This window comes from Actinosynnema sp. CA-299493, from assembly GCF_050946825.1.
In the GTDB taxonomy this organism is placed as follows: domain Bacteria; phylum Actinomycetota; class Actinomycetes; order Mycobacteriales; family Pseudonocardiaceae; genus Actinosynnema.
Genome location: NZ_CP191993.1, coordinates 9,160,596 through 9,185,004, shown reverse-complemented (window position 1 = coordinate 9,185,004; position 24,409 = coordinate 9,160,596). Strand labels below are relative to the sequence as shown.

The window sequence follows — 24,409 nt, the reverse complement described above, 5'->3', positions numbered from 1 at the left end:
TGTTCACGTTCGAGACGTCAATTGCCTTGCACATCGGAGTCGTAGAACAGGCCGAGTTCTTCAAGTAATTGGCGTGCTAGACGCGCAGCGGATTGACCGCTGCTTGTTTGATCGACTGCCGGGTTTCCATGCGATGCGATCTGCTTCAACGCGTCCCGCATAGCTTCCGCTTCGCTTTGACTGATGGTTCGCATGATCTCAAGCTACTCTGCTCATGGCAGAAGCGGACGTTCGTCCTCGTGCCTGATCAACTGCCGGAGGATGCTCGGCCAGTATCTGGCGGTGTCATCACCGACTTCGAGCGGATGCTGAGCACTGGCCACCTAGACGCTGGCCGTGCAGCATACCCCCTGGCCAGCGCCTACGAGTCGACGAGTGATCTGGATTGTACGATCCTGCTGTCGAACAGCGGGCAGACCTACTCACCTTCTATTGGATCCCCTGGCGTCTGTGTATACGTTCACCTGTTCGGACGTGTACGTCTGACCTGCACGCCGACAGGGTGGCGCAGGTCAGACGTCCAAGTTTCCCGACCTGATGGCGGATAGGAAACGTCGGTATCCGGCAGCTTGGAACGCCAGGACGCTGGCGTCTGGTGCTTTACTGTCACGGAACGCCGTGCTGGTCTCGGTGACTGCCAGCTCTACACACTCGTTATTGCCGCCGCTGCGGCTTGACTTACGCCAGACGATGTCGGACAGGTCCATCGTGGCCACACTCCTCACTTGCTGCCCAGGTCTGCGATGGCCGCAGAGATCAGGTCGGTCGACTCCGACGCACTCAGAGCGATCGATGCGGCTCCATCAAACACGCTGATGAAGTCCGCTACGGCTGACGGGGCTTCGACCCACTCACCGCCTGCGGGGTGTTCGAGGTAGACGTTCGGCGGGTCCTCGGGGTCGGGGAACTCCAAGATGGTCACCGGGCCGCTCATCGTGCCGATGGCGCCGACTCCGAACGGCAGGATCTGGATCGTCACGTTGGGCTGCTCGCCCAGCTCCAGCAGCCGCTCCAGTTGTGCACGCATGATCGCCGGACCGCCGATGACGCGCCGGATCACGGCTTCGTCCACAACTGCGTGAACCTGGAGCGGGTCGGGGCCGGTCAGGACGCGCTGACGGGATACCCGAGCGGCGACGGACTTCTCGATGCCCTCGCGTGGGACGAACTTGTCCGCGGTGTGGATGGCGCGGGCGTAGTCCTCGGTCTGGAGCAGCCCGGGTACGAGCAGGGGTTGCAGGAACAAGCCGCGGGACGCCTCGGCCTCCAGGCGGACGTAGGCGCGGAACTTCCGGGGCAGCGCGTTGAGGTACTCGGGCTGCCTGCCGGTCTGAGAGGCGTCGGCCCACATCTCGAACGCCTGGCGTCGCGTGTCGTCGTCGGCGGAGAGGAAGTCCAGCAGGACCTCAAGGTCGCTGTGCTTGATCAGCGACTTGCCGGTCTCGAACCTGCTGACCGTGGCGTCCGAGCAGTGCAACCGCTCCATCACGGCCTCGACGCTGACGGACCGCTCGTCCCGGAGCGTGCGGAGGAGCTGCCCGAGTCGCCTTCTGCGCTTGGTGGGGCCGCTCTGCCTTGCTGTCACGGCTGAACCCTAGTCGGGGTGATCACGCGGTAGCATCCACACTTTCGGTGTATCGACGGTGTGTAGATACACTCTGTACCTTACGTTTGCCAGCAGGGTCACGTCTCCTCCCTGGAGACGCAGGACGGACAGCCTGCGTGCAACGCACGGCCGTGGCCCTGTTGGTCCTTGCGCGGATCGGCACGTCAAAGGAGGATCGCCGACCATCGCGCCGTTGCTGCTGGCGTGAACGTCCTGCGCAGATGCGCTTGCAGAGGTCGTGCAAGGTCAGCAATTGAAGGTGACTTGTATCCCGCAGCGATCGCTCAAACGTATTCACCGACGCACCACCAACGGATCGGTGGATCGAGCCACTCCGGACCGCTGGCACCCTGCGGTCACACCACCTAGCCTTGAGACGTGACGGACGATATGAGCATCGAAGTCAACTCCCCCGCCTTCAGCCTGAAGCAAGCGGAAAACATTCTTGCGCAGGCTTGCGAACTGGCGGAATTGCCCGCCGCGTCGGCACGTCCGATGCGACTCGGCGAGAACGCATTGTTCCACCTGACGAACGTTGGCGTCGTCGTCCGTATCGCGCGTGGACCCGACTACTGGCCGGATGCGTACAAAGAGGTCGAGGTATCGGACTGGTTGAGCGGCCAGGGCATCCCGGCAGCGAAGGCGGTGGACATCCCACAGCCGATCTCCGTGCTCGGGCACCCAGTCACTTTCTGGTTCTACATCGACGGCAGGAACGGCGGGCCTGGCGACATCGCAGCGCTGGGCAAGGTCCTCCGTCGTCTGCACGCCCTGTCTGCACCTGAGGACTTCAGGCTGCCGGTGACCTCGATCCTGGACCGCGTCCTCCCTCGCATCGAGGGTGCGCCGATCTCGGACGAAGATCGTGATTTCCTGACCGCGCATGTGGACTCGCTTGCCGTCTCCATTAAGAAGTTGGACTTCCCGTTGCAGCCGACCGCCATCCACGGTGATGCCCACGTGCAGAACCTGATGATCAGGGACAGTGAAGCGGTACTCATCGACTTCGAGCGTTTCGCCTGGGGGCAACCGGAGTGGGATCTTGCGGTCACGGCAACCGAGTACGTGACGGCCGGTTGGTGGACTGACGAACAGTACCGACTGTTCGCTGATTCCTACGGCTTTGACATTACGGAGTGGGAAGGGTTCGACGTTCTGCGGCAGACGAATGAGATCAAGATGACGACGTGGTTGATGCAGAACGTGAACGAGTCGCCGGACATTGCGCGCGAATACGAACGTCGGATGAACACGTTGCGCACGGGCGAGCCTACGCGGGACTGGCACACTTTCTAGTGATCACGCGACGCGCGAGAGCATAACAGCCGAACCGAGGGTGATGTTGGGGTAATTGCGCAACACGCCCTCGGCAAAGTGAGTCACGAGTGGATTCTTCGGATGCGCCTTGTTCAGCGCGTCGTAGAAGTCCGTCAAGTACCTCACGTAGCGGCTGGACTGGAGCGGTCCGGCAAGGTCGACGGCATCGAGCGCCAGTGCGACAGCCTCGTCCGCACTGCCGTTCGTGAGCGCACCCGCTGCGGTGACCATCCCGATGAACGCGCGCGTCCTGGGCGGCGTCGCCTCCGGTGCGATCGCTCGGGCGGCGAAGAGCCGCGTCTCTTCAGCTCGGCCGAGGTCGCGGAACCCGTGCGCTGCCTCGCCGGCCAGCTCCTCGGCGTTGAAGTACTTGATCCAGTCGGGTTCGTTGTCCGGTGAGTGCTGCTCGAAGAACCGTTCGGCCTGCGTGAGCACGCGGGCGAACTCCTTGGCCTGGCCGCTGCCGGCGAGCGCGCGTGCCTCCATCGCCAGGAACATCGACCGGACGGCGGGGGTTGCCCTGTTCCCGGTTGCGGCCTGGGCTGCGCGCGCCAGCTTGACGGCATCGGCGTGGTGCCCGAGGTAGTTCGCCTGGTGGCTCAGATTGGCCAGCAGCCGGCCACCGATGATCGAGTCGCCCGCTTCGCGCGCCAGGCGCAGTCCCTGCACGAAGTAGCGTTGAGCTGCCGCGTGCCGTCCGGCGTCGTAAGCGCTCCAGCCCAGTAGCTGGGCCACTTCCGCAGCGGCGCTGAACAGGTCTCGTTTGACCGGTCCGGGGTGCGGCTGGCGCAGTAGCGGTGCGATCTCCGTCTTGAAGTAGAAGAGCAGCATCCGCCTGACGTGACCGCCGCCGAACTTGAAGTCCAGGTCCATCAGGTGTGCCGCTGTTGCCCGAATCGCCGCTGCCGCAGGTCCGGCTGAGCGAAGACCGTCACCGACTTCGAGGCTGTCGCCGAACAGGTATCCCGTGATGACGCCCGGAGTCGCCGCGCTGGTCCACCCCGAACGAGCCAACCCCGGTTGATCCTCAAGGTCGGCCGCGGTGAGCTGGCCCAGCAAATCGACGGCGGTGGACGAGCTTGCCGGGTAGTCGGCCGCAGACGCTGTGGCGTCCGGTCCGACCGGCTGCAACGCCGAGGAGAAGCCGATCTCTTCGAGGGATACCGGGCGCCCCAACTTGGAGCCCAGCGCCAGGGCGATGTACTGCTGCGTCGCTGCCTTCGGGTTGGTGCCGTCAAGCCACCGCTTCACGGACACGTGGTCAGCGGCGATCGTCTGCCCGTCCCGAGCGGCCAGCTCGCGCACACGCGCGGCCAAGCCCTTGTTGCTCACGCTTGCCGCCCGCATCAAGTCCCCCAGAAGGCGGTTGGGCTCGCGTGTCACCCCCATGGGTCCACCTCGGCTGCGGGTGCGTGCACCCTCCTGAGCACCCCCCACGCACCCCCTCGTGTTCGTATGCACCCCTGCGAACACACTGCCACACACCCGCTGACCTGGCGTTTGCTACCCCCATGACAACGCCAGGCGAACTGGAATTCATCCTCTTCCGCCTCCGTCTCCTACGGGAGGAGATCCGAGAGGTCAGCGATCAGGTCGACCGTCTTCGGGACCACCGGTCCCTTCAAGAGACGCCACCCGACGACGAAGGTCGGCTACCGCCTGCTGCACCTCGTCAAGGGCCGTCATGACATCGCGCATCGTGGGTGCGCTTCCTGCCGAGTCGGCTGGATCCCGGACGAACAGCCCCACGTTGGGCACCCGGTTGACCCAACCTTCGTCATCGAGCAGCCCCAGCGCCCGTTGGACGGTTGCGCTCGTCGTGCCGTACTCCTCGGCCAACGTCCTGACCGACTTCAGGCGCTCGCCCGGCTTCAGAGCACCACTGGCGATCTTGCTCGCTATGTCAGCGGCTACCTGCTGATACGGGTGACTCGTCGGGGCTCCCTGGTCCATGAGAGCAGGGTATCTAGTCCGTACTAGCTCGCACTAGTACAACCCGAATGGAGTAGTGACGTGCTAGTACGTGTTAGTGTCTACTGTACTAGTACGTAACAGGCACTTGAGAGGAACGACATGGCGCTTCAGGACTTGCCGGTGATGCTCGGCGGCTACCGGTTGATGATCACGGAGGCTCCGGTGGCGAAGATGCGGGAGGCGGAGGACGGCACGGTGACGCCGGTGGTCGACCGCATGTCGGGTGAGGTGCAGTACGTGGTGACGTTGTTCGCCAAGCCGTTGCCGGTGGAGGGTCGGAAGGCGGGCAAGGGTGAGGAGATCCGCGTCAACCTGCCCGGTGACCCCGGTGAGGGGTTCGAGGAGGGCATGTACGTGGAGCTGGTCAACGCGGTGGTGAACACCTACGAGATCCCGGACCGCGTGGACCCGCGCAAGATCGCCTCGGCCGGTCTGTGGTTCAAGGCGGCGGGGTTGAAGCCGGTGGCGCGGCTGGTTCGCAGCGCGGCCTGACGCTGAACGGTTCTGCCTTTCCCGATTAGATCGTCGTCTAAGCCGTTTTCTCGGGCTGCTTGTTCTTTGTCAATTCCACAGTGGGTAGAGCCATGCCTGAATCCGGCGCGTTCACGTGACGTGCCGGGAGTTTCGGTGGTCCCGGAGTCGCTTCTGTCGGTTCCGGGGTTGCCGTGGCTTCCGTTTGAGGAGGTGGGGCATGGATATTGACGACTATCCGGTCAAGGTTGAGCTAGTTCGGCCGGAGGGTGACGAGCTTGGACAGGTCATGACTGTGCTGGGGCGCGTTTGTTCGCGGGGGGACGGTTATGTCCTGTCGGTTCGTTCCAGGCGCGTGTTTCGTGTTGTGGGCCCGGACGCGATGCGTCCGGTTTCTGCATGGGAGACGGCCGCGATTCACCGACTGGGGAACATGGGCTTGATCTTTCTGGTGCCGGAAGAGTCGATCTTGCGGTCGGGTGCGGTGCGTGCCCGCGTGAATCTGTTGCTGCCCAGTGAGGTGGGGTTCGACGTCATGCAGGCGTGGTGGTCCTTGAAGCAGTCCGGCTAGCGGTGGAGGAGGACAGTGGCTAGGGCCAAGAGGGCGGAGGAGCGGTACGGAAACCTGGTGAACTCGATCGACTTCGTGACGGATCAGTTGGGGCCGTTGCAGAAGCTGATCGCGAAGATGCGGGAAAACCCCGCGCCTCCTGGTTCGTGGCGGGTCACGCCGCCCGACCAGTTGACGAAGATGCTGGCTAAATCGCTTGCTCATCTGACCGCACTGAAGGATGCGGCGATCCGGTACGAGACTCAGTTGAAGACTCGCGAGTGGAAGGTCTGATATGTCGCAGGAACTGACCACTGCTCTGGAATGCCTCGACAAGTCGATGGTGCAGTTGCGGCGGGCGTTACGGGACATTCCCTATCGGAGTGCGGGTTTCCGGGGTGATCACACTGCTTTCGTGAAGTCGGTCGCTGCGCTGCGGACGTCGTTGTCGTACTCGCGTTCACAGCTCGAACCGGCATCTGCACGTCGGCGGCGCAAGTAGCGCCAGCACAGCAAGTTCAGGCGACGGCCGATCACTGCTCCTGGTGGTCGGCCGTCGCCGTGTCCAGAGGAGGTCGTAAATGTCGAAGTTGCCTGTGGGTACCTCGCGCAGAGGTGCCGGTTGGGAGTTCCGTACGGCGCGGTGGTTCGTTCGCCATCCCGGTGCGGTGGTTGGTCCGGGTGGACTCGGGGCCTCGGTGGTCGAGGTCGGGCCTGAGCTCACCGGTGGCGTTGTCGGTGGCCTGGTGGTAGGTACGGCGGCTTGGTACCGGGGGCATCCGGACACGTTCGATGCGTGGGCTGCGCCGGTGGTGCGGGCGTGGCGGCGTCGGTGGGCCGGTGCCTACACCGGTCGTCGTTGGGTGAACCTGATGGGCTCGTGCGGGTTGACCACCCTGCACCACCGGACCGGGGAAGTCCTGGTGCCGCGTGTGCTGCGGGTGCGGTCCTGGTCGCCGTCCATCGACGTGGTGCGGGTTCGCCTGGTGCCCGGACAGGCGCTGCGGGCATTCGCGGCGATGCTGCCGGAGCTGGCGGCGACGCTCAAGGCCGAACGGGTCGCGGTCGAGCAGGGCCGCCCCGGCGAGGTCGCGTTGATCGTCCAGCGTGACGAGCCGTTCGACCGGGTCATCCCCGCTCCCGCGATGCCTGAGTCCTCGGACGCGGTCGACCTGCGGTCGCTGTGCCTGGGGGAGACCGAACTGGGTGGGGAGTGGCGTGAGCCGCTGACCGGGACGCACCACCTGACGGCGGGTGCGACCGGTGCGGGCAAGAACTCGGTCGTCATGGCCAAGCTCCGGGCCGTCGCGCCGTTGATCCGTGACGGTCTGGTGCGGCCGTGGGTGTGTGACCCGAAGCTGTTCGAGTTCGTCGCGCTCAAGCCGATCCTCGACGGCCGCTACGCCGATACCCCGGAGGACTGCGCGGAGTTGATCGAGCGGTTCGTGGACAACATGGGCCGTAAGCAGAAGCGGTTGCAGCGTAAGGGGAAGCGCTCGGTTCCGGTGTCGCGTGAGCATCCGGTGGACTGGCTGATCCTCGATGAGGTCGGGTTCCTGATGTCCTACAACTCCGAGTACGCGCACGAGATCACCAACGCCTGCGCCGTCATCTCCTCCATGGGCCGCACCACCAACGACGTGCTCGACGTCTACGTGCAGGAACCGTCCAAGGACGTCCTCCCAATCCGCGACCTGCTTCCGCACCGGGTGTGCCTGCGGGTGACCTCTGAGCGGCACCCCGACATGGTCCTCGGTGAGGGTGCCCGTGAGCGCGGGGCGATCGCCGATGAGATCCCGGCCGACTCCTCCAGCGCCGGTATCGGCTACCGCGTCGACCCGCGCTCCCGCACGCCCCGCCGCGTCCGCGCGGCCTACACCAGTGACCACGACATCGACGAGTTGGTCGAATTCGTCAAGGCCGGTCCGGCCGACTCCGGTTCGGGCCTGCGCGTCGTCGCCTGACCCCATCACCTACTGACTTACGGAGCTTCTCCATGCCTTCGAACAACTCTCGTTCGCTGGACCGGATCATCCGCACTCTGCGGTCGCTCATGCGATCCGCGGGCTTGCCGCGGCCGGACCGGGTGTTCATCTCGACCGTGACCCGTTCGGTTCAGGTCGAGTTCGACTCCGGCACCGCGCCTGACCGGTTGGGCGCGCTGCTGCTGTGGGTGACCCGCCTGGACGGTGTGACGCTCACCTGGTCTCTGCACGCGGATCACACCCTGATCGTGAGGGCCACAGCCCGGAACGCGGCGGGCTTGAGGTTCGACCTGACCGCCTTGGCGGCTGTCGCCGACTTCGACGGAGTCCCCGGTCGTGGCGGCTCGGTGGTTCTCGCCGGGACGTTCCACCTGACGCCTTCGGTGACCGAGTCGGCGACCTTCGAGGAGGTCGCCCGTCTGGTCCACCTCGGCCGCGCGGTGGCTGCCCGTCGCCGGATCGCCTCCGGAACAACGGCGGCGTGAGGAAAGGTGATCCGACGATGCCGTACACGATCAAGCTTCGTACCGATGTGTTCACCAAGGCCGCTCGGCTTGCCGGTTTCAGGTCGGACTACGCCCTCGCCAAGGCGATGGACGTCAACCGCTCCACGGTGGCTCGCGTGTTGAGCGGCGAGTTGCAGCCCGGACCCGCGTTCATCGCCGGGGCACTACTTGCCCTCACACCGATGCAGTTCCACGACCTGTTCGACATCGCCCCCGACCAGCGGCGGAGCACTGAGGAGGTGAACCGTGCTCCGGAAGCGCAGGACCGATGACCAGGGCGACACGCGCACCGTTCAGAGGCTGCGCACCCGTCTCGCCGAGTCCCACCAACTGCACGACCTGACCTCCGACCCTCTCCTACACGCGGTCCGCCTGGAGCGCTTCCGCGTCTCGGTCACCCGCTCCATGTGGTTCTTCCTCGCCCTGGGCCTGGGCTTCACCACCACCGGAGTACACGAATTCCTTGCCGGACACCTGACCCCGTTGGCCGCGCTGTGGTGGGGCGCGTGGCTGGTCGAACCGGCGTTGGCGGGCATCCTCGTCACGCTCCTGCGCTGGGAAGCCGAGATGCTGACCCACGGCCAGGACGTCGACGCCGCCCCGGTCGTCTGGCTCAAACGGCTCCTGCTCGGCGCAACCCTGATCACCAACGTGTGGTCATCACTGCGCCCACCGTCCGGCCAGGTCGAGTACGGCGTGGTCTTCCTCCACATCGTCGTGCCGCTGGTCGTCTTCCTGATCGCCGAGGTCATGCCGGTCATCCAGCACCGCTGCAACGCCGCCCGTGACCGCGTCATGGCCGACGCCGAACCGCGAACCACGACCTCCGCGTCCTCAGTGGTCGCCAGGTCGCCGTTGACCGCATCCGTGACGCCCTCTGCGACACCCGTCGCGCCTGCCGTCCGGGAAGTGCCCCGGACCCCGTTGAAGCTGCCCGCGCACCTGCAAGCAGCGCTGGCCGGCAAAGCCGCCGAAGTGCGCGAGCAGGGCCGCACCATCACCCCGGCCGACGTGCAAGCCGCGGTGAACGTCCCCGACGCCTACGCGGCCACTCTCGCCGACCAGCTCAACGCCGCAGCCTGACCAATCACCACCAACTTCGTAGGGCATGACCGTGAACGACCGGCCATGCCCCGCTTCGTCGTGCTCACCACCACTACCGAAAGGAGGAGCCTTGGTCTTCACGCTCGAAGATCGCATTGCCGACCGGGTCCAACGAGCCGACTACCGGGACTGGCGCGACAAGGTCACCGCCACTGGCGGATGCCTCGCACCGATCCGCCTATTCGGAGCCTGGCAACTCCACAACCTCGACAGCACCAAAGTCCTCGCCCACCTCGGCGGCGACGTCATGGTCCCCTGCGGTAACCGCCGCGCCTCCGTCTGCCCCTCCTGCTCCGACCGGTACGCGGCCGACGCCTTCCACCTCATGCGCGCCGGCCTGTCCGGCGGCAGCAAAGGCGTCCCCGAGACCGTCGCCGAGAAGCCGCGAGTGTTCGCTACCCTGACCGCCCCATCGTTCGGCGCGGTCCACAACCGGCGAGAGACCGGCAGCGGCAAGGTACGGCCGTGCACGGGGTGCGGGGCCTTTCACCACCCCGACGACCCTCGCATCGGTGGCGCGGTCGACCCGGACACCTATGACTACGTCGGCGCGGTGCTGTGGCAGGCACACGCCGGGAAGCTGTGGCACCGGTTCACCATCGCACTGAGGCGGGCGCTGGCCCGTGCGGCCGGGCTGACGGTGAGGGAGTTCAAGGACCACGCGCGGCTGTCGTACGCCAAGGTCGCCGAGTACCAACGGCGCGGCCTGGTCCACTTCCACGCCGTCATCCGCATCGACGGCCCTGACGGCTCGCACGACCCGGCGCCCTCGTGGGCGACCGTGGAGTTGGTCGACCACGCGGTTCGGGCTGCGGCTCGCTCCGTCCTGGTCGAGTCCTTCCGGCCAGACGGCACGGTGATCGACCTGGTCTGGGGCGAACAGGTCGACGTACGCCCCATCCGGGCTGCCTCGGCGCACCAGGTCGAAGACGACGCCGGGGCGGTCAGTGACGGCAAGCTCGCGGGCTACGTCGCCAAATACGCGACCAAGGGCACCGGCGCACGTGACACCCCTGACCGGCCGATCCGGTCGCAACTCGACATCGACCACCTGAAGGTCTCCGACCACCACCGGCGCATGATCCAGACCGCCTGGGACCTCGGCGACCTGCACTTCTACGACGAACTGAACCTGCGGAAGTGGGCACACATGCTCGCCTTCCGCGGCCACTTCCTGACCAAGTCCAAGCACTACTCGACCACCTTCAAGCGCATCCGTGAGGACCGGCGGGCCTTCCGGGCGGCCGAAACGCTCGAACGGCTCGGCCTGGACGCCGAAGAGGTGATCGTCGTCAACGACTGGGCCTATGCCGGCTCCGGCTACGCCAACGACGCCGAACGCGAACTGGCCTCCGGCATCGCCGAACGCCTCCGCGCACAACGCCAACGCCAATACACAGAGGAGGACGCAGCATGACTGCTCGTGAGCACTACTCGGTGACGGAGGCTGCCGCCTACCTCGGTACCTCGGTCCGCTTCATCCGACGCCTGGTCGCCGATCGGCGCGTCACCTTCTACAAGGTCGGGCGGCACGTCCGGTTCAAGCGGGCGGACCTGGAGGCGTTCGTTCAAGCGGGCAAGGTCGAGGCGATCACGGCTGAGTCGGTGCAGCGCGACCTGTGGCGGGCGGCCTGATGGCGGGCAGGGCAGGCCGGCGGCGGTTCGGCAATGTGCGCAAGCTGCCCTCGGGGCGCTTTCAAGCCAGCTACCTCGGGCCGGACGGCAAGCGGCACCCGGCTCCGGACACGTTCCCGACCGCGCGGGATGCGGAGCGCTGGTTGGTGCACGTCGAAAGCGCCATCGCTCGCCGTGAGTGGACCAACCCCGAATGGGCGAAAGTACAGCTCAAGGATTACGCCGAGGCGTGGATCAGGGAGCGGCCGAAGCTGCGTCCGCGCACGGTTCAGCTCTACGGGTGGTTGCTCGGGAAGTACGTCACGCCGCACCTCGGCACGGTCCAGCTCGGCAACCTGGACACGCCGATGATCAGAAAATGGCGGGCCGATCTGCTGCGTGACGGGGTGTCGGAGTCGATGGCGGCGAAGGCGTACCGGCTCCTGCGAGCGGTGCTGATGACAGCCGCCAACGAAGATCGGATCATCCCGCGCAACCCGTGCCAGGTGGCAGGGGCGGGTACGGAGAATCCGGACGAACGGCCGGTGCTGACCGTGGCTCAGGTGTTCGACCTGGCGTCACGGATGGCTGACCTGCGCTACCGAGCGTTCGTGCTGCTCGCTGCCTTCTGCACGCTGCGGTGGGGCGAGATCACGGCGCTGAGGCGCGAGGACGTTGCCCCTGATGGAAGCTGGGTGAAGGTGGTCGGGGCGTTCGTGGAGCTGCCTGGTCGAGGGCTGGTCTACGGGCCTCCCAAGTCCCGGGCCGGTCGGCGCAGAGTGACGGTGCCTGTCACGATCCGGCGTGAGCTGCTGGACCACCTCGACCAGTTCACCGACTCGGCTCCAGATGCCTGGGTGTTCACCGGAAAGCGTGGCAACCCGCTGCGCCGAGGTGACTTCAACCCTCGGTGCGGATGGAAGGCTGCGGTGGCTGCCATCGGGGTTCCTCACCTCCACTTCCACGACCTGAGGCATACAGGCAACACCCTGGCTGCTCGTACCAAGGTCAGCACGAAGGACCTGATGGCCAGGATGGGGCACGACAGTCCACGTGCAGCGCTGATCTACCAACACGCGACCGACGAAGCGGATCGGGAGTTGGCGGCCAGATTGGATGATCTGATCACCAGGGAACGCGTCCCCGAGTCCCCAGGAGAGTCGTCAGCGCATTAGCGCCTCCCTGGGAGGACGCGAGCCGACGACCAATGGATCCGTACTCCGATGCGCCCCCGCGTGGACTAGATATAGCCGCAATAATGTGGGGCGATCACGGCGTTTGCGCTGTTAATGCTTTCCGCCATTCGAGTGTTACCTCTGTCACTCTTCTACGTTTATGCAGGTAGAGCTTGTGCTGGGTCTGCGGTGTCATGGCTTCTCGCTGAAAAATCCTCACTGGGTGCGTCCATCTGTGTAAACATTGATCCGTTCGCCGGCACCCGGCCTTATTTGACGTACCCGGAGATCGGTGTGCTAAGTTCGCGCACCCCGGAATCTTCGTCAATGGAGCGTCACATGGCCCCTGATCTTGTGTCCTTTGTTCTAGCCGCAGTGCTGCCGTTCATACTGCCGCTGCTCGTTATCAGTCTGGCCATCATCTTGGGGAGGCCGGGCGGAGCGGGGAGCGCGGCGTAGAGGGCTGCCTAGTCAAGTGAATCAAGGTTCGACTGCCTTGTCCGCACTTCCGCCATCTGTAGGACTTCGAGTCCGTAGCCAAGGACATGGCTGTGGCGGGGCAGACCGACCGGATGGCGACCCTTGCTTGTGGGGCGAAGTGCCAGCTCGGCAGCGAAGGCGCTTGTTGCACGCTGGTCGCACGGCACAGCTCTGACGCGACCACGACGAAGGCCCAGGCTGTCCGGTTGAACCGGCGCTGACCTGGGCCTTCGTCTGTCTGAGCGGGTGACGGGAATCGAACCCGCCTCTACAGCTTGGGAAGCTGTCGTTCTACCAATGAACTACACCCGCGCGCTGTGCGTGCCCGATCATACACACAGCCGGTGGGCGGGTGGGCGGGTGCTGTCACCTAGGCTGTGCCCGTGCTGCTCAGTGACCGCGATCTGCGCAAAGAGGTCGAGTCCGGCCGGTTGGTGCTGGACCCGTTCGACGACGTCATGGTGCAGCCGTCCAGCATCGACGTCCGACTCGACCGGTTCTTCCGCGTCTTCAACAACACCCGGTACACGCACATCGACCCCGCGATGCGGCAGGACGACCTGACCTCGCTGGTCGAGCCCGCCGACGGCGAGCCGTTCGTGCTGCACCCCGGCGAGTTCGTGCTCGGCTCGACCTTCGAGCTCGTCACCCTCCCCGACGACCTGGCCGGCCGGCTGGAGGGCAAGTCCTCGCTGGGCCGGCTCGGCCTGCTCACGCACTCGACGGCGGGCTTCATCGACCCCGGCTTCGACGGCCACATCACGCTGGAGCTGTCGAACGTCGCCAACCTCCCCATCACGCTCTGGCCCGGCATGAAGATCGGCCAGCTGTGCCTGTTCCGGCTCAGCAGCGCGGCCGAGTTCCCGTACGGCTCGGCCCAGGCCGGCTCCCGCTACCAGGGCCAACGCGGGCCGACGCCGTCACGCGCCTACCTGAACTTCCACCGCACCGACACCAAGCGCTAGAGCTCCAGGTCCCCGTACCGGGCCAGCACCCGCGACCTCAGCTCGGGGTCGTTGCGCGGCACGGGCTCCAGGAACACCTCGTCCAGCTCGCGGTGCGCGGCACGCAGCTCGGCGTCGATCCGCACGCACGCCCGCTCCAGGTCGGCCGCGCCCAACGAGTCGTCGAAGTCGAGCCGCGCGCACACCAGCACGCGGTCCGTGCCGACCGCCATCGTCAGCAGGTCGACCACCTGCTCGACCTCCGGCGCGGCACGCAGCCGCGCCCACACCGCCCGCACCAGCACGGGGTCGGCCTGCCTGCCGATCAGCAGCCCCCGGTTGGTCGCGGCCAACGTGTACGCGGCGAACGCGAGCAGCACGCCGATCGCCAACGACGCCACGCCGTCCCACACCGACGACCCGGTCAGGTGGTGCAGCCCGAGCCCGCCGAACGCGAGCACCAGCCCGACCAGCGCGGCCGAGTCCTCCAGGAACACCGTCTTCACCGTCGGGTCGTCCGACACCCGCAGGAACGCGAGCATCGACCGGTGCTCGGCCTTGGCCTCCCGCCGCACCTGCCGCATCGCCTGCGTCCACGACACCGACTCCAGCGCGAACGCGATGGCCAGCACCACGTACCCGACGACCGGGCTGTTCTGCTCCTGCGGCGAGCCGAACACGGTCCGGAACCCCTCGTAGAACGCGAACACCGCGCCGGACACGAAGATGGACACGGCGGCGAGCAGCGACCAGAAGTACCGGTCCTTGCCGTACCCGAACGGGTGCCTGCGGTCCGCGGGTCGGGCCGACCGGCGCAACGCCGTCAGCAGCAGGGCCTCGGTGAACGTGTCGGCGACCGAGTGCGCCGCCTCCGCCATCATCGCCGCCGACCCGGTGATCACGCCGGCGATCGCCTTCATCACGGCGATGGCGAGGTTCACGGCCAGGGCGAGCAGGACGGTGACCGTGCTCTCGCCGCCCTTCGACTGATCGGCTGCCATGCCCTGACGTTAAGCCGGGCCGGCGGGATCCGCCGGTTGTGACCGCTCTCGTGAAACGATCACGCCCACCCTCGCGACGTCGAGGTGACAAGGTCTTTCTTCCCGGGGGGAATACCAGGTGCGCAACCTGACCGGCCGTCTCGCGGCCCTTCTCACGGCCGCGGCCGTGGCCGCGCTCTCGAGCCCGCTCGCGGTGGCGGAGGAGAACACCGTCACGCTGGAGGGCCTGGTGTGGTTCGACCGCGACGCCGACGGCGTGGTCGACCCGGGCGAGCCGCCGCTGGCCAACGGCCGCGGCGTGGACGTCTACGACGTCAGGGACAAGTCCCACCCGATCGGTCAGTACGGCACCGACGCGAACGGCCGGTACCGGGCCGCGGGCCTGCCCGACGTGCCGCTCGCGATCTACAACTACAACACCGAGCTCTACGAGGCCACGACGCCCGCGACGGTCAACCCCGTGAGCGGCGGCGGCACGTTCGACTTCGGCTTCCGCGGCGGCACGGTGCGCGGGTCCTCGTTCCAGGACGCCAACCGCGACGGCGTGCGGCAGGCGTTCGAAGACGACGTGCCGGGCGCTCCGACCGTGCGGCTGGTCCGCGGTGGCGTGGACGTGAAGCCCGCCACGCGCGGAGTGGGCGGCGAGTACGAGTTCACCGACGTGCCGGTCGGCGACCAGGTCGCGATCGTCGCCGACGACGCCCCGGAGCTGAAGCTCGCGCCCGCGGTCGCCGAGCACGACGTCGACCCCGCCACGCACGCCAAGAAGATCGTGGTCCGCGCGGGCGAGACGACCCGCGTGGACGTGCGCTACACGCACCTGGACGCCGACTTCGTGGCCGGCGCGCCCCGCCTGGAGCCCGCGAAGGACGCCTACTCGGTGGGCGACGTCGTCACGCTGGTCGTGCCGGTGACCAACCGGGGCGAGGCGGCGGACATCCCGGAGATGGTGGTGTTCGGGTCGACGCCGGAGTTCGTCGGCGCCGGTGACGGGGTCTCCGTGGTCACGCCCGGCCAGGAGTTCCGGACGAGCAGCCGGATGGCGGTCGGCGAGACCGTCGACGTGCGGCTGACGTACCGGCTGGACGACACCGCGTTCGAGCAGTTCCACCTGCTCATCCGGCCGTTCTCGGCCCTCGGGCACAAGGAGACGAACTTCGCGGACAACCACGCGGTCGTGCCGCTGGAGTACACGACCGGGGAACAGCCGACGACGACCACGCCCCCGGTCACGACGACCGTCCCCACCGCCACGACCACCAGCGCTCCGGCCGTGGCGGACGTGTCCGGTGACGGCAGCGGGTTGGCGGACACGGGCGCGACGCCGCTGCCGTGGTTGGCGATCGGCGGCCTGCTGCTCGGAGCAGGCGCGTTGACCTTCTTGGCGGCACGCGGGCGCCGTCGCGCCTGACCCGAACGGAGCACCGCTGCCGCTAGCCTGCGGCATGGGCATTTTGGTGCACGTGCTGCTGACGGCGGTGGCGGTCTGGGTCGCCACGCTCATCCCCGGCATCGACCTGGAGGCGGGCGCGTCGACACCCGCGAAGATCGGCACGCTGATCGGCGTCGCGCTGCTGTTCGGCCTGGTCAACGCCGTGGTCAAGCCGCTGGTGAAGTTCTTCGGCTGTCTGTTCTACGTGGTCACGCTGGGGCTGATCGGCCTGGTCGTGAACGCGCTGCTGTTCTGGCTCACCGGCTGGCTGGCCGGCGAGCTGGGCCTGCCGTTCGACGTGACCGGCTTCTGGCCCGCGTTCTGGGGCGCGATCATCGTGGCCCTCGCGAGCTGGCTGCTGAACCTCGCCTACGACCGCGTCGCCGACCGCGACTGACCGCGACCGACCTCGTCGCCGACCGCGACCGACCCCCGGCACGACGAACGCCCCTCGGATCCGCACAGGACCGAGGGGCGTTCGTCCACAACCCGACTAGTTCGACGAGCTCTTGTCCTCGTCCGGCAGCGGGGTGCCGGTCGGGGTCTCGTCCGTCGGGACGTCGCCGCGCTCCAGGGCCTGGCCCCGGCGCACGGACGTCAGCAGCAGCTGCGCCACGTCCACGACCTCGACGTGCGAGCCCGCCGCGCCCTCGTTCTGCCGGGCCGTCACGCCGTCGGTCAGCATCACGCGGCAGAACGGGCAGCCCGTCGCGATCTTCGACGGCGCGGTGCCCAGCGCCTCGTCCACGCGGTCGAGGTTGATGCGCTTGCCGATTCGCTCCTCCATCCACATGCGAGCGCCGCCGGCGCCGCAGCACATGGAGCGCTCCTCGTGCCGGGGCATCTCGCGCAACGTCGCGCCCGACGCGCCGACCAGCTCGCGCGGCGCCTCGTAGACCTTGTTGTGCCGGCCCAGGTAGCACGGGTCGTGGTAGGTGACGTCCTCCGCGACCTCCGCCACCGGCACCAGCCTGCGCTCGCGCACCAGCCGGTTGAGCAGCTGCGTGTGGTGCACGACCTCGAACTGGCCGCCGACCTGCGGGTACTCGTTGGCCAGCGTGTTGAAGCAGTGCGCGCACGTCACGACGATCTTGCGCTGACCCGGCCCGCGCCCGTCGAACACGGTGTTGAGCACCTCGACGTTCTGCTGCGCCAGCATCTGGAACAGGAACTCGTTGCCCGCGCGCCGCGCCGGGTCGCCGGTGCAGGTCTCCTCCGGCCCGAGCACGGTGTACTTGACGTCCGCGGTGTGCAGCAGCTCGGCCACCGCCCGCGTCGTCTTCTTCGCCCGGTCCTCGAACGCGCCCGCGCAGCCGACCCAGAACAGGTACTCGGCGTCACCCAGCTCGCCGTCGAACACCGGCACGTCGAAGTCGAGGCCCTCGATCCAGCCCAAGCGGTCCTTGGCGTTCTGGCCCCACGGGTTGCCCTTGTTCTCCAGGTTCTTGAACATGCCGCCGAGCTCGGACGGGAAGTTCGACTCGATCAGGACCTGGTAGCGGCGCATGTCGACGATGTGGTCGACGTGCTCGATGTCCACCGGGCACTGCTCGACGCACGCGCCGCACGTGGTGCAGGACCACAGCACCTCGGGGTCGATCACGCCGAGCTCGTCCGCGCCGCCGACCAGCGGGCGCTCCGACTCGGCCAGCGCCAGCACGTCGATGGACTCCAGGCGCTTCTTGTAGTCCTCGTACTTGTCCTCGGTCAGGCCGACCTCGTCGCCCGCCATGTCCTTGCTGCCGCCCGCGAGCAGGTACGGCGCCTTGGCGAACGCGTGGTCGCGCAGCTGCGTGATGACGAGCTTCGGCGACAGCGGCTTGCCGGTGTTCCACGCGGGGCACTGGGACTGGCAGCGACCGCACTCGGTGCAGGTGCTGAAGTCCAACCAGCCCTTCCAGGAGAAGTCCTCGACCTTGCCGACGCCGAAGACGTCCTTGTCGGGGTCTGCTTCCTCCAGGTCGAGGACCTGGCCGCCGCTCATCATCGGCTTCAGCGCGCCGAGCGCGACACCGCCGTCGTCCTCGCGCTTGAAGTAGATGTTGAAGAACGCGCTGAACCGGTGCCACGCCACGCCCATGGTGAGGTTCTTCGACACCACGATCAGCCAGATCATGCCGGACAGCAGCTTGGTGACCGCCATGATCGAGACCCAGTCCGGGCTCGCGGGCAGGATGTTCGACAGCGGCGCGGTGACGAACGACGTCCACAGCGGCGGGTCCTCCAGGCCGGAGGCCTGCTTGAACGCCTTCACGCCGAGGATGCCGAGGCCCTCGATGATCACGACCGCTTCGACGAAGTACGCGGACTTGAAGTCCGAGCCCGCGAACCGGGAGATCCGGTCGGCGCGGCGCGGGTGGTTGAGCTGGCGGATGACCGCGAGCGCGACGCCGCCGACCACGGTGCCGATGCCGAGCAGCTCGACCAGCAGCAGCCACAGCGACCAGGTGCCGATGACCGGCCAGTGGAAGCCCGGGTAGAAGACCTCGCCGTAGGCCTCGAACAGCACCGCGGAGCCGATCAGGAAGCCCCACATCACCATCCAGTGCCAGGGCGCGACCTTGCGGAACTTGGCCATCCGGGTGTGGGCGACGAACTCGACGATCAGCGTGCGCAGGCGTGGCCCGAACGGCCCGTTGCGGGTCGAGTCCGGCTGACCGAGACGGATGATCTTGATCATCCGCACGACACCGGCGACGAACAGACCCCAGGCGAACACGCTGACGGCGACGCCGATGGCGCCGAGGGTGAGCTGGAGGGCTCCCATTGTGGTGGCGGCCTTTCTCGTCCGTTCTCCTGGCTGGGCAGCCTACGCCCGATTACTGGCCGGTAACCACTTGGACGTGGTCGATCACATAGGGTCGGTAGACTAGTGGAACAGACGTTCAACTTGTTGGGGGCCGTGACGTGCTCGTGTACCTGGTGCTGGCCGTGGCGATCATCGGCGAGGTCACCGCCACCGTGTTCCTCAAGCTCTCCGAGGGCTTCTCGAAGCCGATCCCGTCGATCGTGGTCATCGTGGGGTACGTGGTCGCGTTCGGCGCGTTGAGCAAGGTGCTGCAACTGGGGATGCCGATCGGGGTGGCGTACGCGATCTGGTGCGCCTTCGGGATCGCGGCGGTCGCGAGCGTCGGCGTGCTGGTGTTCAAGGAGCCGGTCAACGCCACGATGGTGGTGGGGCTGCTGCTCGTGATCGCGGGCGTGGTGGCCATCGAGGTGGGCAGTGGCGCCGCGGCCTGACGGCAGGCGGGTCCGCGGCGACCGGCGCCGGCGGGAGATCCTGGCCGCGACGCTGCGGGTCGTGGAGCGGGACGGCGTGGCCGGGGTGAGCCACCGGTCCGTGGCGCGCGAGGCGGGCGTGCCGACGACGTCGACGACCTACTACTACGCGACGCTGGACGAGCTGCTGATCGCCACGCTCACGTGGTCGGCCGACGAGATGGCCGCGAGCTTCCTCCAGGTGCCCCTCACACCCGCGGCGGTGGCGCGGTTCATCGCCGACGCGGCCGGCGCGCACCGGGGGCGCACCCTCGCCGAGTACGAGCTGTACCTGTTGGCGGCCCGCCGGCCGGAGCTGCGCGCGGCGGCCCGCCGGTGGGTCTCGCTCATGGCCGAAGTGGCCGGCCCGCGCGACCCGGTGGCGCTCCGGGCGGTCCTCGCGGGCCTCGACGGGCTCCTGATCCAGGCGTTGATCGCGGATTTCCCCCCAATGGCGGAGGACTTGGAGCCCGTCGTGTCCCTTCTGATGCTTGGCGGATGACCTTCACGCGGGACACTGGTGGCATGAGGTTCGCCGGTCGTGAGTCGTGGCAGGTGTCGCACGGGACGAGTCAGACGGTCAACACCGCGCTGTTCGTGCGTGACACGCTCGCGCTCTCGGTCGAGACCGTGCCGGAGCTGCCGGGCCTGGACCCGTCGGTGCCGGTCGTGGTGCCGCCGGGGGTCGACCGGGCGGGTGCGGCGGAGGAGTGGCTCGGCTGGTGGGCCGACGTGCTCGACCACGCCCGCGCCGAGCTGGCCGGCGGCTCGCCCGCCGACCCGGCCGGCGCGTCGTTGCAGGTCCGGCCCGCGCTGAGGGCGGCGGTGCTGGCGCTCGCGCCGGCCGCGGCCGAGTACGACCAGCGGTACGTGACGTCGCGGGGCGCGTTGCCGATCGGCGAGGTGGTGCGCGGGGTGGAGAGCAGGCTCGGGCGGTACGTGCGGCCGTTCCGGCTGGTGATCACCGAGGTGCCGGTGCAGGGCATGGTGTGGGAGCGGATGACGGACACGCACGTCATCGCCTCGCAGCGCTTCCTGGTCGACCCGGCCCGCTCCGCGCCGGCCCTGCGCACCGTCGTCGAGTCCCTGGCCTGACCAGCGCAAACCTCGCGAGTCCTACATTCAGAACGCGAGAGTCCTACGTTCAGAACGCGCGAGTCCTACGTTCAGGACCCCCGAGTTGAACGCTCGGAACACGCCGCGTCGCTGACGCGCGCCGACCCGAGGGGTAGGGACAGCCCCCGCATCCGCTCGGGGGCCTTCCCGGTGGGGCGGCCGGCCGCGCACGCCTAACTTGGGAGCCGGGAAGTTCGACGGTGGACGATGGGGGCAGCGGTGGTTAAGCGGATCGCGTTGACGGTCGGTGTGGCGGTGGCCGCGGCGCTGGCGCTCACGTCGTGCGTGCGGCTCGTCCAGAACGGCTTCGACGACCGGCACTCGGTGTCCGAGCAGGTGACCGAGGTGCGGTTGCAGAACGGCTCGGGCGACGTGACGGTCCGCGGCGCGGAAGGCGCGACCGGGACCGAGGTCCGCCGGCGCGTCGAGTACCCGAAGGGCTCGGACAAGCCCGGTGGCGTCTCCCATCGCCTGGAAGGCTCCGTCCTGGTCCTCGACGGCTGCGGCAGCCGGTGCTCGGTGAGCTACGAGGTGACCGTCCCCACCCGGGACGTCAAGATCACCGGCCGGAACAGCTCCGGCGACGTCGTCCTCGAACGGGTGGCGAGCGTCGACGTCGAGGTCGGCTCCGGCAGCACGACGGTCCGCGAGGTGGCGGGCGCGGTCACCATCGACAACGGCTCGGGCGACCTGGACGCGACCGCGGTCGGCGGCGACTTCGTCGGCCGGGTCGGCTCGGGCAGCACCAGGCTGGCGGCCATGGGCGGCTCGGTGACCATCGACGCCGACTCCGGCGACGTGGAGGTGGCCGTCGCCGCGGTCAAGTCCGTACGCGCCGACGTGGGCAGCGGCAGCCTGGAGGTCACCGTCCCGCGGGGCGCCTACAAGATCGACGTGGACGCCGACAGCGGCGAGAAGACCATCGACGTCGAGAACGACCCGAACGGCGCCGCCGAGCTGCACCTGCGTGCCGGCAGCGGCGACGTGACGGTGCGGTCCGCCGCCTAGCCCCGCTCCACCACTCGTCGGCCCCGGCCGGGTGACGCCTCACGCGTCGCCCGGCCGGGGCCGACGCTCGTCAGCGCCCGCTCGAAGTGGACGAGTGTCCCGGATCACCCTGAGCCGGGAACACCGCGCCACCGCCGTCCGTTGGACAGGCAGAAAGATTGAGCCGAGTGGGCTCAAGTCCACCACTGCCGGCTAAACTTGAGTCGGCACCGCTCAACGCGGGGCTCTCACACACGCACTACCAGGAGGAATCCAATGGCGCGAGCGGTCGGCATCGACCTGGGGACGACCAACTCCGTCGTCGCGGTTCTCGAGGGCGGCGAGCCGACGGTGATCGCCAACTCCGAGGGGTCGCGCACCACACCGTCCATCGTGGCCTTCGCCAAGAACGGCGAGGTGCTCACCGGTCAGCCCGCCAAGAACCAGGCGGTGACCAACGTCGACCGGACGATCCGGTCCGTGAAGCGGCACATCGGCACGGACTGGCGGACCGACGACGTCGACGGCAAGAAGTACACGCCGCAGGAGATCAGCGCGCGCGTGCTGATGAAGCTCAAGCGCGACGCCGAGGCCTACCTGGGCGAGGAGATCACCGACGCGGTGATCACCGTCCCCGCCTACTTCGAGGACGCGCAGCGCCAGGCCACCAAGGAGGCCGGCCAGATCGCGGGCCTCAACGTGCTGCGCATCGTCAACGAGCCCACCTCCGCCGCCCTGGCCTACGGCCTCGACAAGGGCGACAAGGAGCAGACCATCCTGGTCTTCGACCTCGGTGGCGGCACGTTCGACGTCTCGCTGCTCGAACTCGCCGAGGGCGTGGTCGAGGTCAAGGCCACCTCCGGTGACAACCACCTCGGCGGTGACGACTGGGACCAGCGCATCATGGACTGGCTGGTCGAGCGGTTCAAGCAGACCAACGGCATCGACCTGACCAAGGACAAGATGGCGTTGCAGCGCATCCGCGAGGCCGCCGAGAAGGCCAAGATCGAGCTGTCCAGCTCGAACAACGCCTCCATCAACCTGCCCTACATCACCGTGGACTCGGACAAGAACCCGCTGTTCATGGACGAGACGCTGTCGCGCGCCGAGTTCCAGCGCATCACCAACGACCTGCTGGAGCGCACCCGCGCCCCGTTCAACAACGTGATCAAGGACGCCGGCATCAGCGTCGGCGACATCGACCACGTGGTGCTGGTCGGCGGCTCCACCCGCATGCCCGCGGTGGCCGAGCTGGTCAAGGAGCTGACCGGCGGCCGTGAGCCCAACAAGGGCGTGAACCCGGACGAGGTCGTCGCGATCGGCGCCGCCCTCCAGGCCGGCGTGCTGAAGGGCGAGGTCAAGGACGTCCTGCTGCTCGACGTCACCCCGCTGTCCCTGGGCATCGAGACCAAGGGCGGCGTGATGACCAAGCTCATCGAGCGCAACACGACGATCCCGACCAAGCGCTCGGAGATCTTCACCACGGCCGACGACAACCAGCCGTCCGTGCAGATCCAGGTGTTCCAGGGTGAGCGCGAGTTCGCCCGGGACAACAAGAAGCTCGGCATGTTCGAGCTGACCGGCCTGCCGCCCGCGCCGCGCGGCGTCCCGCAGATCGAGGTCACCTTCGACATCGACGCGAACGGCATCGTGCACGTGTCCGCGAAGGACATGGGCACGGGCAAGGAGCAGCGGATGACGATCACCGGCGGCTCCGCGCTGCCGAAGGACGACATCGAGCAGATGATCAAGGACGCCGAGGCGCACGCCGAAGAGGACAAGCGCCGCCGCGACGAGGCCGAGGTCCGCAACCAGGCCGAGACGCTCGTCTACCAGACGGAGAAGGTCCTCAAGGAGAACGAGGACAAGCTCCCGGCCGAGGTCAAGGACAAGGTCTCCGCGGCCCTCGCCGAGACCACCGAGGCGCTCAAGGGCGAGGACATCGCCAAGATCCGCACCGCGGTGGAGAAGCTCGCCACGGAGTCCCAGTCCATCGGCCAGTCCCTGTACGCCAACTCCGCACCCACGGCCGACGCCGCGGGCGCCACCGGCGGCACCACCGCCGGTGACGCGCCGAAGGCCGACGACGTGGTGGACGCGGAGATCGTCGACGAGGACGAGAAGAAGTGACCCAGCCCGAAGAACAGCCACACGTGGTGGTGCACGACCGCAGGCGCGTCGACCCGGAGACGGGCCAGGTGCGGCCGAACGCGGCGGACGAGAACGCGCAGACCGACAACGCGCAGACCGAGGCGTCGCGGGTCGACGCCCCGGTCGGGTCGGACACCGGTTCGGCCGGCCCGACCGACGCGCCCGAGGCAGGTCCGGAAGTCGGTTCGGAGGGCGGCAAGCACGCCGCGCCCGAGCCGGCCGTGGCCGACGACCCGTCCGTCCAGCTGAAGGCCCAGCTCGACGAGCGGACCGCCGACCTCCAGCGGCTGACCGCGGAGTACGCCAACTACCGCAAGCGCGTCGAGCGCGACCGGGAACTGGTGATCACCACGGCCAAGGCGCAGGTGGCCGGCGAGCTGCTCGGCGTGCTCGACGACATCGAGCGGGCCGGCACGCACGGCGACCTCACCGGCGCGTTCAAGGCGGTGGCCGACAAGCTGGTCGGTGCGCTGCACGGCACCGGGCTCGAACCGTTCGGGCACGAGGGCGAGGAGTTCGACCCGTCCGTCCACGAGGCCGTGCAGCACGGCACCTCGCCGGACGTCAGCGGGCCGACCGTCACCGCCGTGCTCCGCCGCGGCTACCGGTTCGGCGAGCGCGTGCTGCGGCCCGCGCTGGTCGCCGTGACCGACCACGAGCCCGCCGCCGAGCAGCCCGTCGTCGACGGGACCGTCGACAAGCCGGTAGAAGAGCAGCAGCAGGACTGAGGAAGGGGGC

At 67.9% G+C, this 24,409-nt stretch carries 27 protein-coding genes and 1 tRNA gene; 20 read left to right on the top strand and 8 right to left on the bottom strand.

Annotated features, from left to right (window positions below; translation table 11 throughout):
- Positions 1-17: 17 nt before the first annotated feature.
- The 3 genes from ACQPYE_RS39910 to ACQPYE_RS39900 form a co-directional block, all read right to left on the bottom strand.
- Complete coding sequence (locus ACQPYE_RS39910) at positions 18-194, bottom strand: hypothetical protein (RefSeq protein ID WP_498718282.1); 177 nt, start codon at positions 192-194, stop codon at positions 18-20.
- A 318-nt stretch (positions 195-512) separates the two neighbouring features.
- Complete coding sequence (locus ACQPYE_RS39905) at positions 513-707, bottom strand: DUF397 domain-containing protein (protein WP_498718281.1); 195 nt, start codon at positions 705-707, stop codon at positions 513-515.
- Positions 708-721: 14 nt separating this feature from the next.
- Positions 722-1,585 carry a DUF5753 domain-containing protein gene (locus ACQPYE_RS39900; protein ID WP_498718279.1) on the bottom strand — a complete coding sequence of 288 codons (864 nt, stop codon included), beginning with the start codon at positions 1,583-1,585 and terminating at the stop codon, positions 722-724.
- 399 nt (positions 1,586-1,984) lie between these two features.
- On the opposite strand from ACQPYE_RS39900, the gene ACQPYE_RS39895 reads away from it, so the two are divergent.
- Positions 1,985-2,902 carry a phosphotransferase enzyme family protein gene (locus tag ACQPYE_RS39895; RefSeq protein WP_498718278.1) on the top strand — a complete coding sequence of 306 codons (918 nt, stop codon included), beginning with the start codon at positions 1,985-1,987 and terminating at the stop codon, positions 2,900-2,902.
- Between the two features lie 3 nt (positions 2,903-2,905).
- On the opposite strand, the gene ACQPYE_RS39890 is transcribed toward ACQPYE_RS39895, so the two are convergent.
- Together ACQPYE_RS39890 and ACQPYE_RS39885 are read right to left on the bottom strand one after the other, a co-directional pair.
- Positions 2,906-4,312 (bottom strand): NsdA family TPR-like regulatory protein, encoded by a 1,407-nt coding sequence (locus ACQPYE_RS39890; protein ID WP_498718277.1) that lies wholly within the window; start codon positions 4,310-4,312, stop codon positions 2,906-2,908.
- Positions 4,313-4,504: 192 nt separating this feature from the next.
- Positions 4,505-4,876 (bottom strand): GntR family transcriptional regulator, encoded by a 372-nt coding sequence (locus ACQPYE_RS39885; RefSeq protein ID WP_498718276.1) that lies wholly within the window; start codon positions 4,874-4,876, stop codon positions 4,505-4,507.
- Between the two features lie 120 nt (positions 4,877-4,996).
- Between ACQPYE_RS39885 and ACQPYE_RS39880 the strand changes: the two genes are divergently transcribed.
- The 10 genes from ACQPYE_RS39880 (at position 4,997) to ACQPYE_RS39835 (ending at position 12,302) form a co-directional block, all read left to right on the top strand.
- Positions 4,997-5,389 (top strand): hypothetical protein, encoded by a 393-nt coding sequence (locus ACQPYE_RS39880; RefSeq protein WP_498718275.1) that lies wholly within the window; start codon positions 4,997-4,999, stop codon positions 5,387-5,389.
- A 199-nt stretch (positions 5,390-5,588) separates the two neighbouring features.
- The gene (locus tag ACQPYE_RS39875) at positions 5,589-5,939 is read left to right on the top strand and encodes a hypothetical protein (RefSeq protein WP_498718273.1); all 351 of its coding nucleotides are present in this window, start codon (positions 5,589-5,591) and stop codon (positions 5,937-5,939) included.
- Between the two features lie 57 nt (positions 5,940-5,996).
- Positions 5,997-6,212 carry a hypothetical protein gene (locus tag ACQPYE_RS39870; RefSeq protein WP_498718272.1) on the top strand — a complete coding sequence of 72 codons (216 nt, stop codon included), beginning with the start codon at positions 5,997-5,999 and terminating at the stop codon, positions 6,210-6,212.
- Positions 6,213-6,499: 287 nt separating this feature from the next.
- Positions 6,500-7,882 (top strand): cell division protein FtsK, encoded by a 1,383-nt coding sequence (locus ACQPYE_RS39865; protein WP_498718271.1) that lies wholly within the window; start codon positions 6,500-6,502, stop codon positions 7,880-7,882.
- A gap of 137 nt (positions 7,883-8,019) precedes the next feature.
- Positions 8,020-8,388: a hypothetical protein gene (locus ACQPYE_RS39860; RefSeq protein WP_498718269.1), complete on the top strand. Its 369-nt coding sequence runs from the start codon at positions 8,020-8,022 to the stop codon at positions 8,386-8,388.
- A gap of 17 nt (positions 8,389-8,405) precedes the next feature.
- A complete protein-coding gene (locus tag ACQPYE_RS39855) occupies positions 8,406-8,681 on the top strand; it encodes a transcriptional regulator (RefSeq protein WP_498718268.1) in 276 nt (91 codons plus the stop codon).
- Positions 8,656-9,492 carry a hypothetical protein gene (locus ACQPYE_RS39850; protein ID WP_498718267.1) on the top strand — a complete coding sequence of 279 codons (837 nt, stop codon included), beginning with the start codon at positions 8,656-8,658 and terminating at the stop codon, positions 9,490-9,492. Before ACQPYE_RS39855 ends, ACQPYE_RS39850 begins: the two co-directional genes overlap by 26 nt.
- A gap of 91 nt (positions 9,493-9,583) precedes the next feature.
- Complete coding sequence (locus ACQPYE_RS39845; RefSeq protein WP_498718266.1) at positions 9,584-10,930, top strand: replication initiator; 1,347 nt, start codon at positions 9,584-9,586, stop codon at positions 10,928-10,930.
- Positions 10,927-11,148 (top strand): helix-turn-helix domain-containing protein, encoded by a 222-nt coding sequence (locus ACQPYE_RS39840; RefSeq protein ID WP_498718265.1) that lies wholly within the window; start codon positions 10,927-10,929, stop codon positions 11,146-11,148. Before ACQPYE_RS39845 ends, ACQPYE_RS39840 begins: the two co-directional genes overlap by 4 nt.
- Positions 11,133-12,302 (top strand): tyrosine-type recombinase/integrase, encoded by a 1,170-nt coding sequence (locus ACQPYE_RS39835; RefSeq protein WP_498718264.1) that lies wholly within the window; start codon positions 11,133-11,135, stop codon positions 12,300-12,302. The genes ACQPYE_RS39840 and ACQPYE_RS39835 overlap by 16 nt, the downstream gene beginning before the upstream one ends.
- A gap of 721 nt (positions 12,303-13,023) precedes the next feature.
- On the opposite strand, the gene ACQPYE_RS39830 is transcribed toward ACQPYE_RS39835, so the two are convergent.
- A tRNA-Gly gene (locus tag ACQPYE_RS39830) sits at positions 13,024-13,094 on the bottom strand.
- Positions 13,095-13,165: 71 nt separating this feature from the next.
- On the opposite strand from ACQPYE_RS39830, the gene dcd reads away from it, so the two are divergent.
- Entirely contained in the window at positions 13,166-13,747 is a 582-nt protein-coding gene (gene dcd, locus ACQPYE_RS39825) for a dCTP deaminase (protein ID WP_498718263.1), read from the top strand.
- Here dcd and ACQPYE_RS39820 read toward each other — a convergent pair.
- Positions 13,744-14,727, bottom strand: a complete 984-nt coding sequence (locus ACQPYE_RS39820; RefSeq protein WP_498718262.1) for a cation diffusion facilitator family transporter — start codon at positions 14,725-14,727, stop codon at positions 13,744-13,746. The genes dcd and ACQPYE_RS39820 overlap by 4 nt on opposite strands.
- A gap of 166 nt (positions 14,728-14,893) precedes the next feature.
- On the opposite strand from ACQPYE_RS39820, the gene ACQPYE_RS39815 reads away from it, so the two are divergent.
- Both ACQPYE_RS39815 and ACQPYE_RS39810 read left to right on the top strand, forming a co-directional pair.
- Complete coding sequence (locus tag ACQPYE_RS39815; RefSeq protein WP_498718261.1) at positions 14,894-16,138, top strand: hypothetical protein; 1,245 nt, start codon at positions 14,894-14,896, stop codon at positions 16,136-16,138.
- A 34-nt stretch (positions 16,139-16,172) separates the two neighbouring features.
- Positions 16,173-16,556 carry a phage holin family protein gene (locus ACQPYE_RS39810; RefSeq protein ID WP_498718260.1) on the top strand — a complete coding sequence of 128 codons (384 nt, stop codon included), beginning with the start codon at positions 16,173-16,175 and terminating at the stop codon, positions 16,554-16,556.
- Positions 16,557-16,652: 96 nt separating this feature from the next.
- Here the strand turns inward: ACQPYE_RS39810 and ACQPYE_RS39805 are convergent, their stop codons facing one another.
- Entirely contained in the window at positions 16,653-18,926 is a 2,274-nt protein-coding gene (locus ACQPYE_RS39805; protein WP_498718259.1) for a (Fe-S)-binding protein, read from the bottom strand.
- Between the two features lie 140 nt (positions 18,927-19,066).
- On the opposite strand from ACQPYE_RS39805, the gene ACQPYE_RS39800 reads away from it, so the two are divergent.
- From ACQPYE_RS39800 to grpE, 6 genes are all read left to right on the top strand, one after another.
- Complete coding sequence (locus ACQPYE_RS39800; RefSeq protein WP_498718258.1) at positions 19,067-19,399, top strand: DMT family transporter; 333 nt, start codon at positions 19,067-19,069, stop codon at positions 19,397-19,399.
- The gene (locus tag ACQPYE_RS39795) at positions 19,383-19,919 is read left to right on the top strand and encodes a TetR/AcrR family transcriptional regulator (protein WP_498718256.1); all 537 of its coding nucleotides are present in this window, start codon (positions 19,383-19,385) and stop codon (positions 19,917-19,919) included. The genes ACQPYE_RS39800 and ACQPYE_RS39795 overlap by 17 nt, the downstream gene beginning before the upstream one ends.
- A 23-nt stretch (positions 19,920-19,942) precedes the next feature.
- Entirely contained in the window at positions 19,943-20,512 is a 570-nt protein-coding gene (locus ACQPYE_RS39790) for a hypothetical protein (RefSeq protein WP_498718254.1), read from the top strand.
- A gap of 240 nt (positions 20,513-20,752) precedes the next feature.
- Positions 20,753-21,541 (top strand): DUF4097 family beta strand repeat-containing protein, encoded by a 789-nt coding sequence (locus ACQPYE_RS39785; RefSeq protein ID WP_498718253.1) that lies wholly within the window; start codon positions 20,753-20,755, stop codon positions 21,539-21,541.
- 255 nt (positions 21,542-21,796) lie between these two features.
- A complete protein-coding gene (gene dnaK / locus ACQPYE_RS39780; RefSeq protein WP_498718252.1) occupies positions 21,797-23,650 on the top strand; it encodes a molecular chaperone DnaK in 1,854 nt (617 codons plus the stop codon).
- The gene (gene grpE, locus ACQPYE_RS39775; RefSeq protein ID WP_498718250.1) at positions 23,647-24,399 is read left to right on the top strand and encodes a nucleotide exchange factor GrpE; all 753 of its coding nucleotides are present in this window, start codon (positions 23,647-23,649) and stop codon (positions 24,397-24,399) included. The genes dnaK and grpE overlap by 4 nt, the downstream gene beginning before the upstream one ends.
- Positions 24,400-24,409: the final 10 nt, after the last annotated feature.

Excerpts from the sequence above, each read along its gene's own strand:
- ACQPYE_RS39890 (WP_498718277.1), bottom strand. The coding sequence starts at position 4,312 with ATGGGGGTGACACGCGAGCCCAACCGCCTTCTGGGGGACTTGATGCGG.
- ACQPYE_RS39820 (WP_498718262.1), bottom strand. The coding sequence starts at position 14,727 with ATGGCAGCCGATCAGTCGAAGGGCGGCGAGAGCACGGTCACCGTCCTG.
- ACQPYE_RS39865 (WP_498718271.1), top strand. The coding sequence starts at position 6,500 with ATGTCGAAGTTGCCTGTGGGTACCTCGCGCAGAGGTGCCGGTTGGGAG.
- ACQPYE_RS39905 (WP_498718281.1), bottom strand. The coding sequence starts at position 707 with ATGGACCTGTCCGACATCGTCTGGCGTAAGTCAAGCCGCAGCGGCGGC.
- ACQPYE_RS39875 (WP_498718273.1), top strand. The coding sequence starts at position 5,589 with ATGGATATTGACGACTATCCGGTCAAGGTTGAGCTAGTTCGGCCGGAG.
- dnaK (WP_498718252.1), top strand. The coding sequence starts at position 21,797 with ATGGCGCGAGCGGTCGGCATCGACCTGGGGACGACCAACTCCGTCGTC.
- ACQPYE_RS39855 (WP_498718268.1), top strand. The coding sequence starts at position 8,406 with ATGCCGTACACGATCAAGCTTCGTACCGATGTGTTCACCAAGGCCGCT.
- ACQPYE_RS39810 (WP_498718260.1), top strand. The coding sequence starts at position 16,173 with ATGGGCATTTTGGTGCACGTGCTGCTGACGGCGGTGGCGGTCTGGGTC.
- ACQPYE_RS39790 (WP_498718254.1), top strand. The coding sequence starts at position 19,943 with ATGAGGTTCGCCGGTCGTGAGTCGTGGCAGGTGTCGCACGGGACGAGT.
- ACQPYE_RS39910 (WP_498718282.1), bottom strand. The coding sequence starts at position 194 with ATGCGAACCATCAGTCAAAGCGAAGCGGAAGCTATGCGGGACGCGTTG.
- ACQPYE_RS39805 (WP_498718259.1), bottom strand. The coding sequence starts at position 18,926 with ATGGGAGCCCTCCAGCTCACCCTCGGCGCCATCGGCGTCGCCGTCAGC.
- ACQPYE_RS39880 (WP_498718275.1), top strand. The coding sequence starts at position 4,997 with ATGGCGCTTCAGGACTTGCCGGTGATGCTCGGCGGCTACCGGTTGATG.
- ACQPYE_RS39885 (WP_498718276.1), bottom strand. The coding sequence starts at position 4,876 with ATGGACCAGGGAGCCCCGACGAGTCACCCGTATCAGCAGGTAGCCGCT.
- ACQPYE_RS39840 (WP_498718265.1), top strand. The coding sequence starts at position 10,927 with ATGACTGCTCGTGAGCACTACTCGGTGACGGAGGCTGCCGCCTACCTC.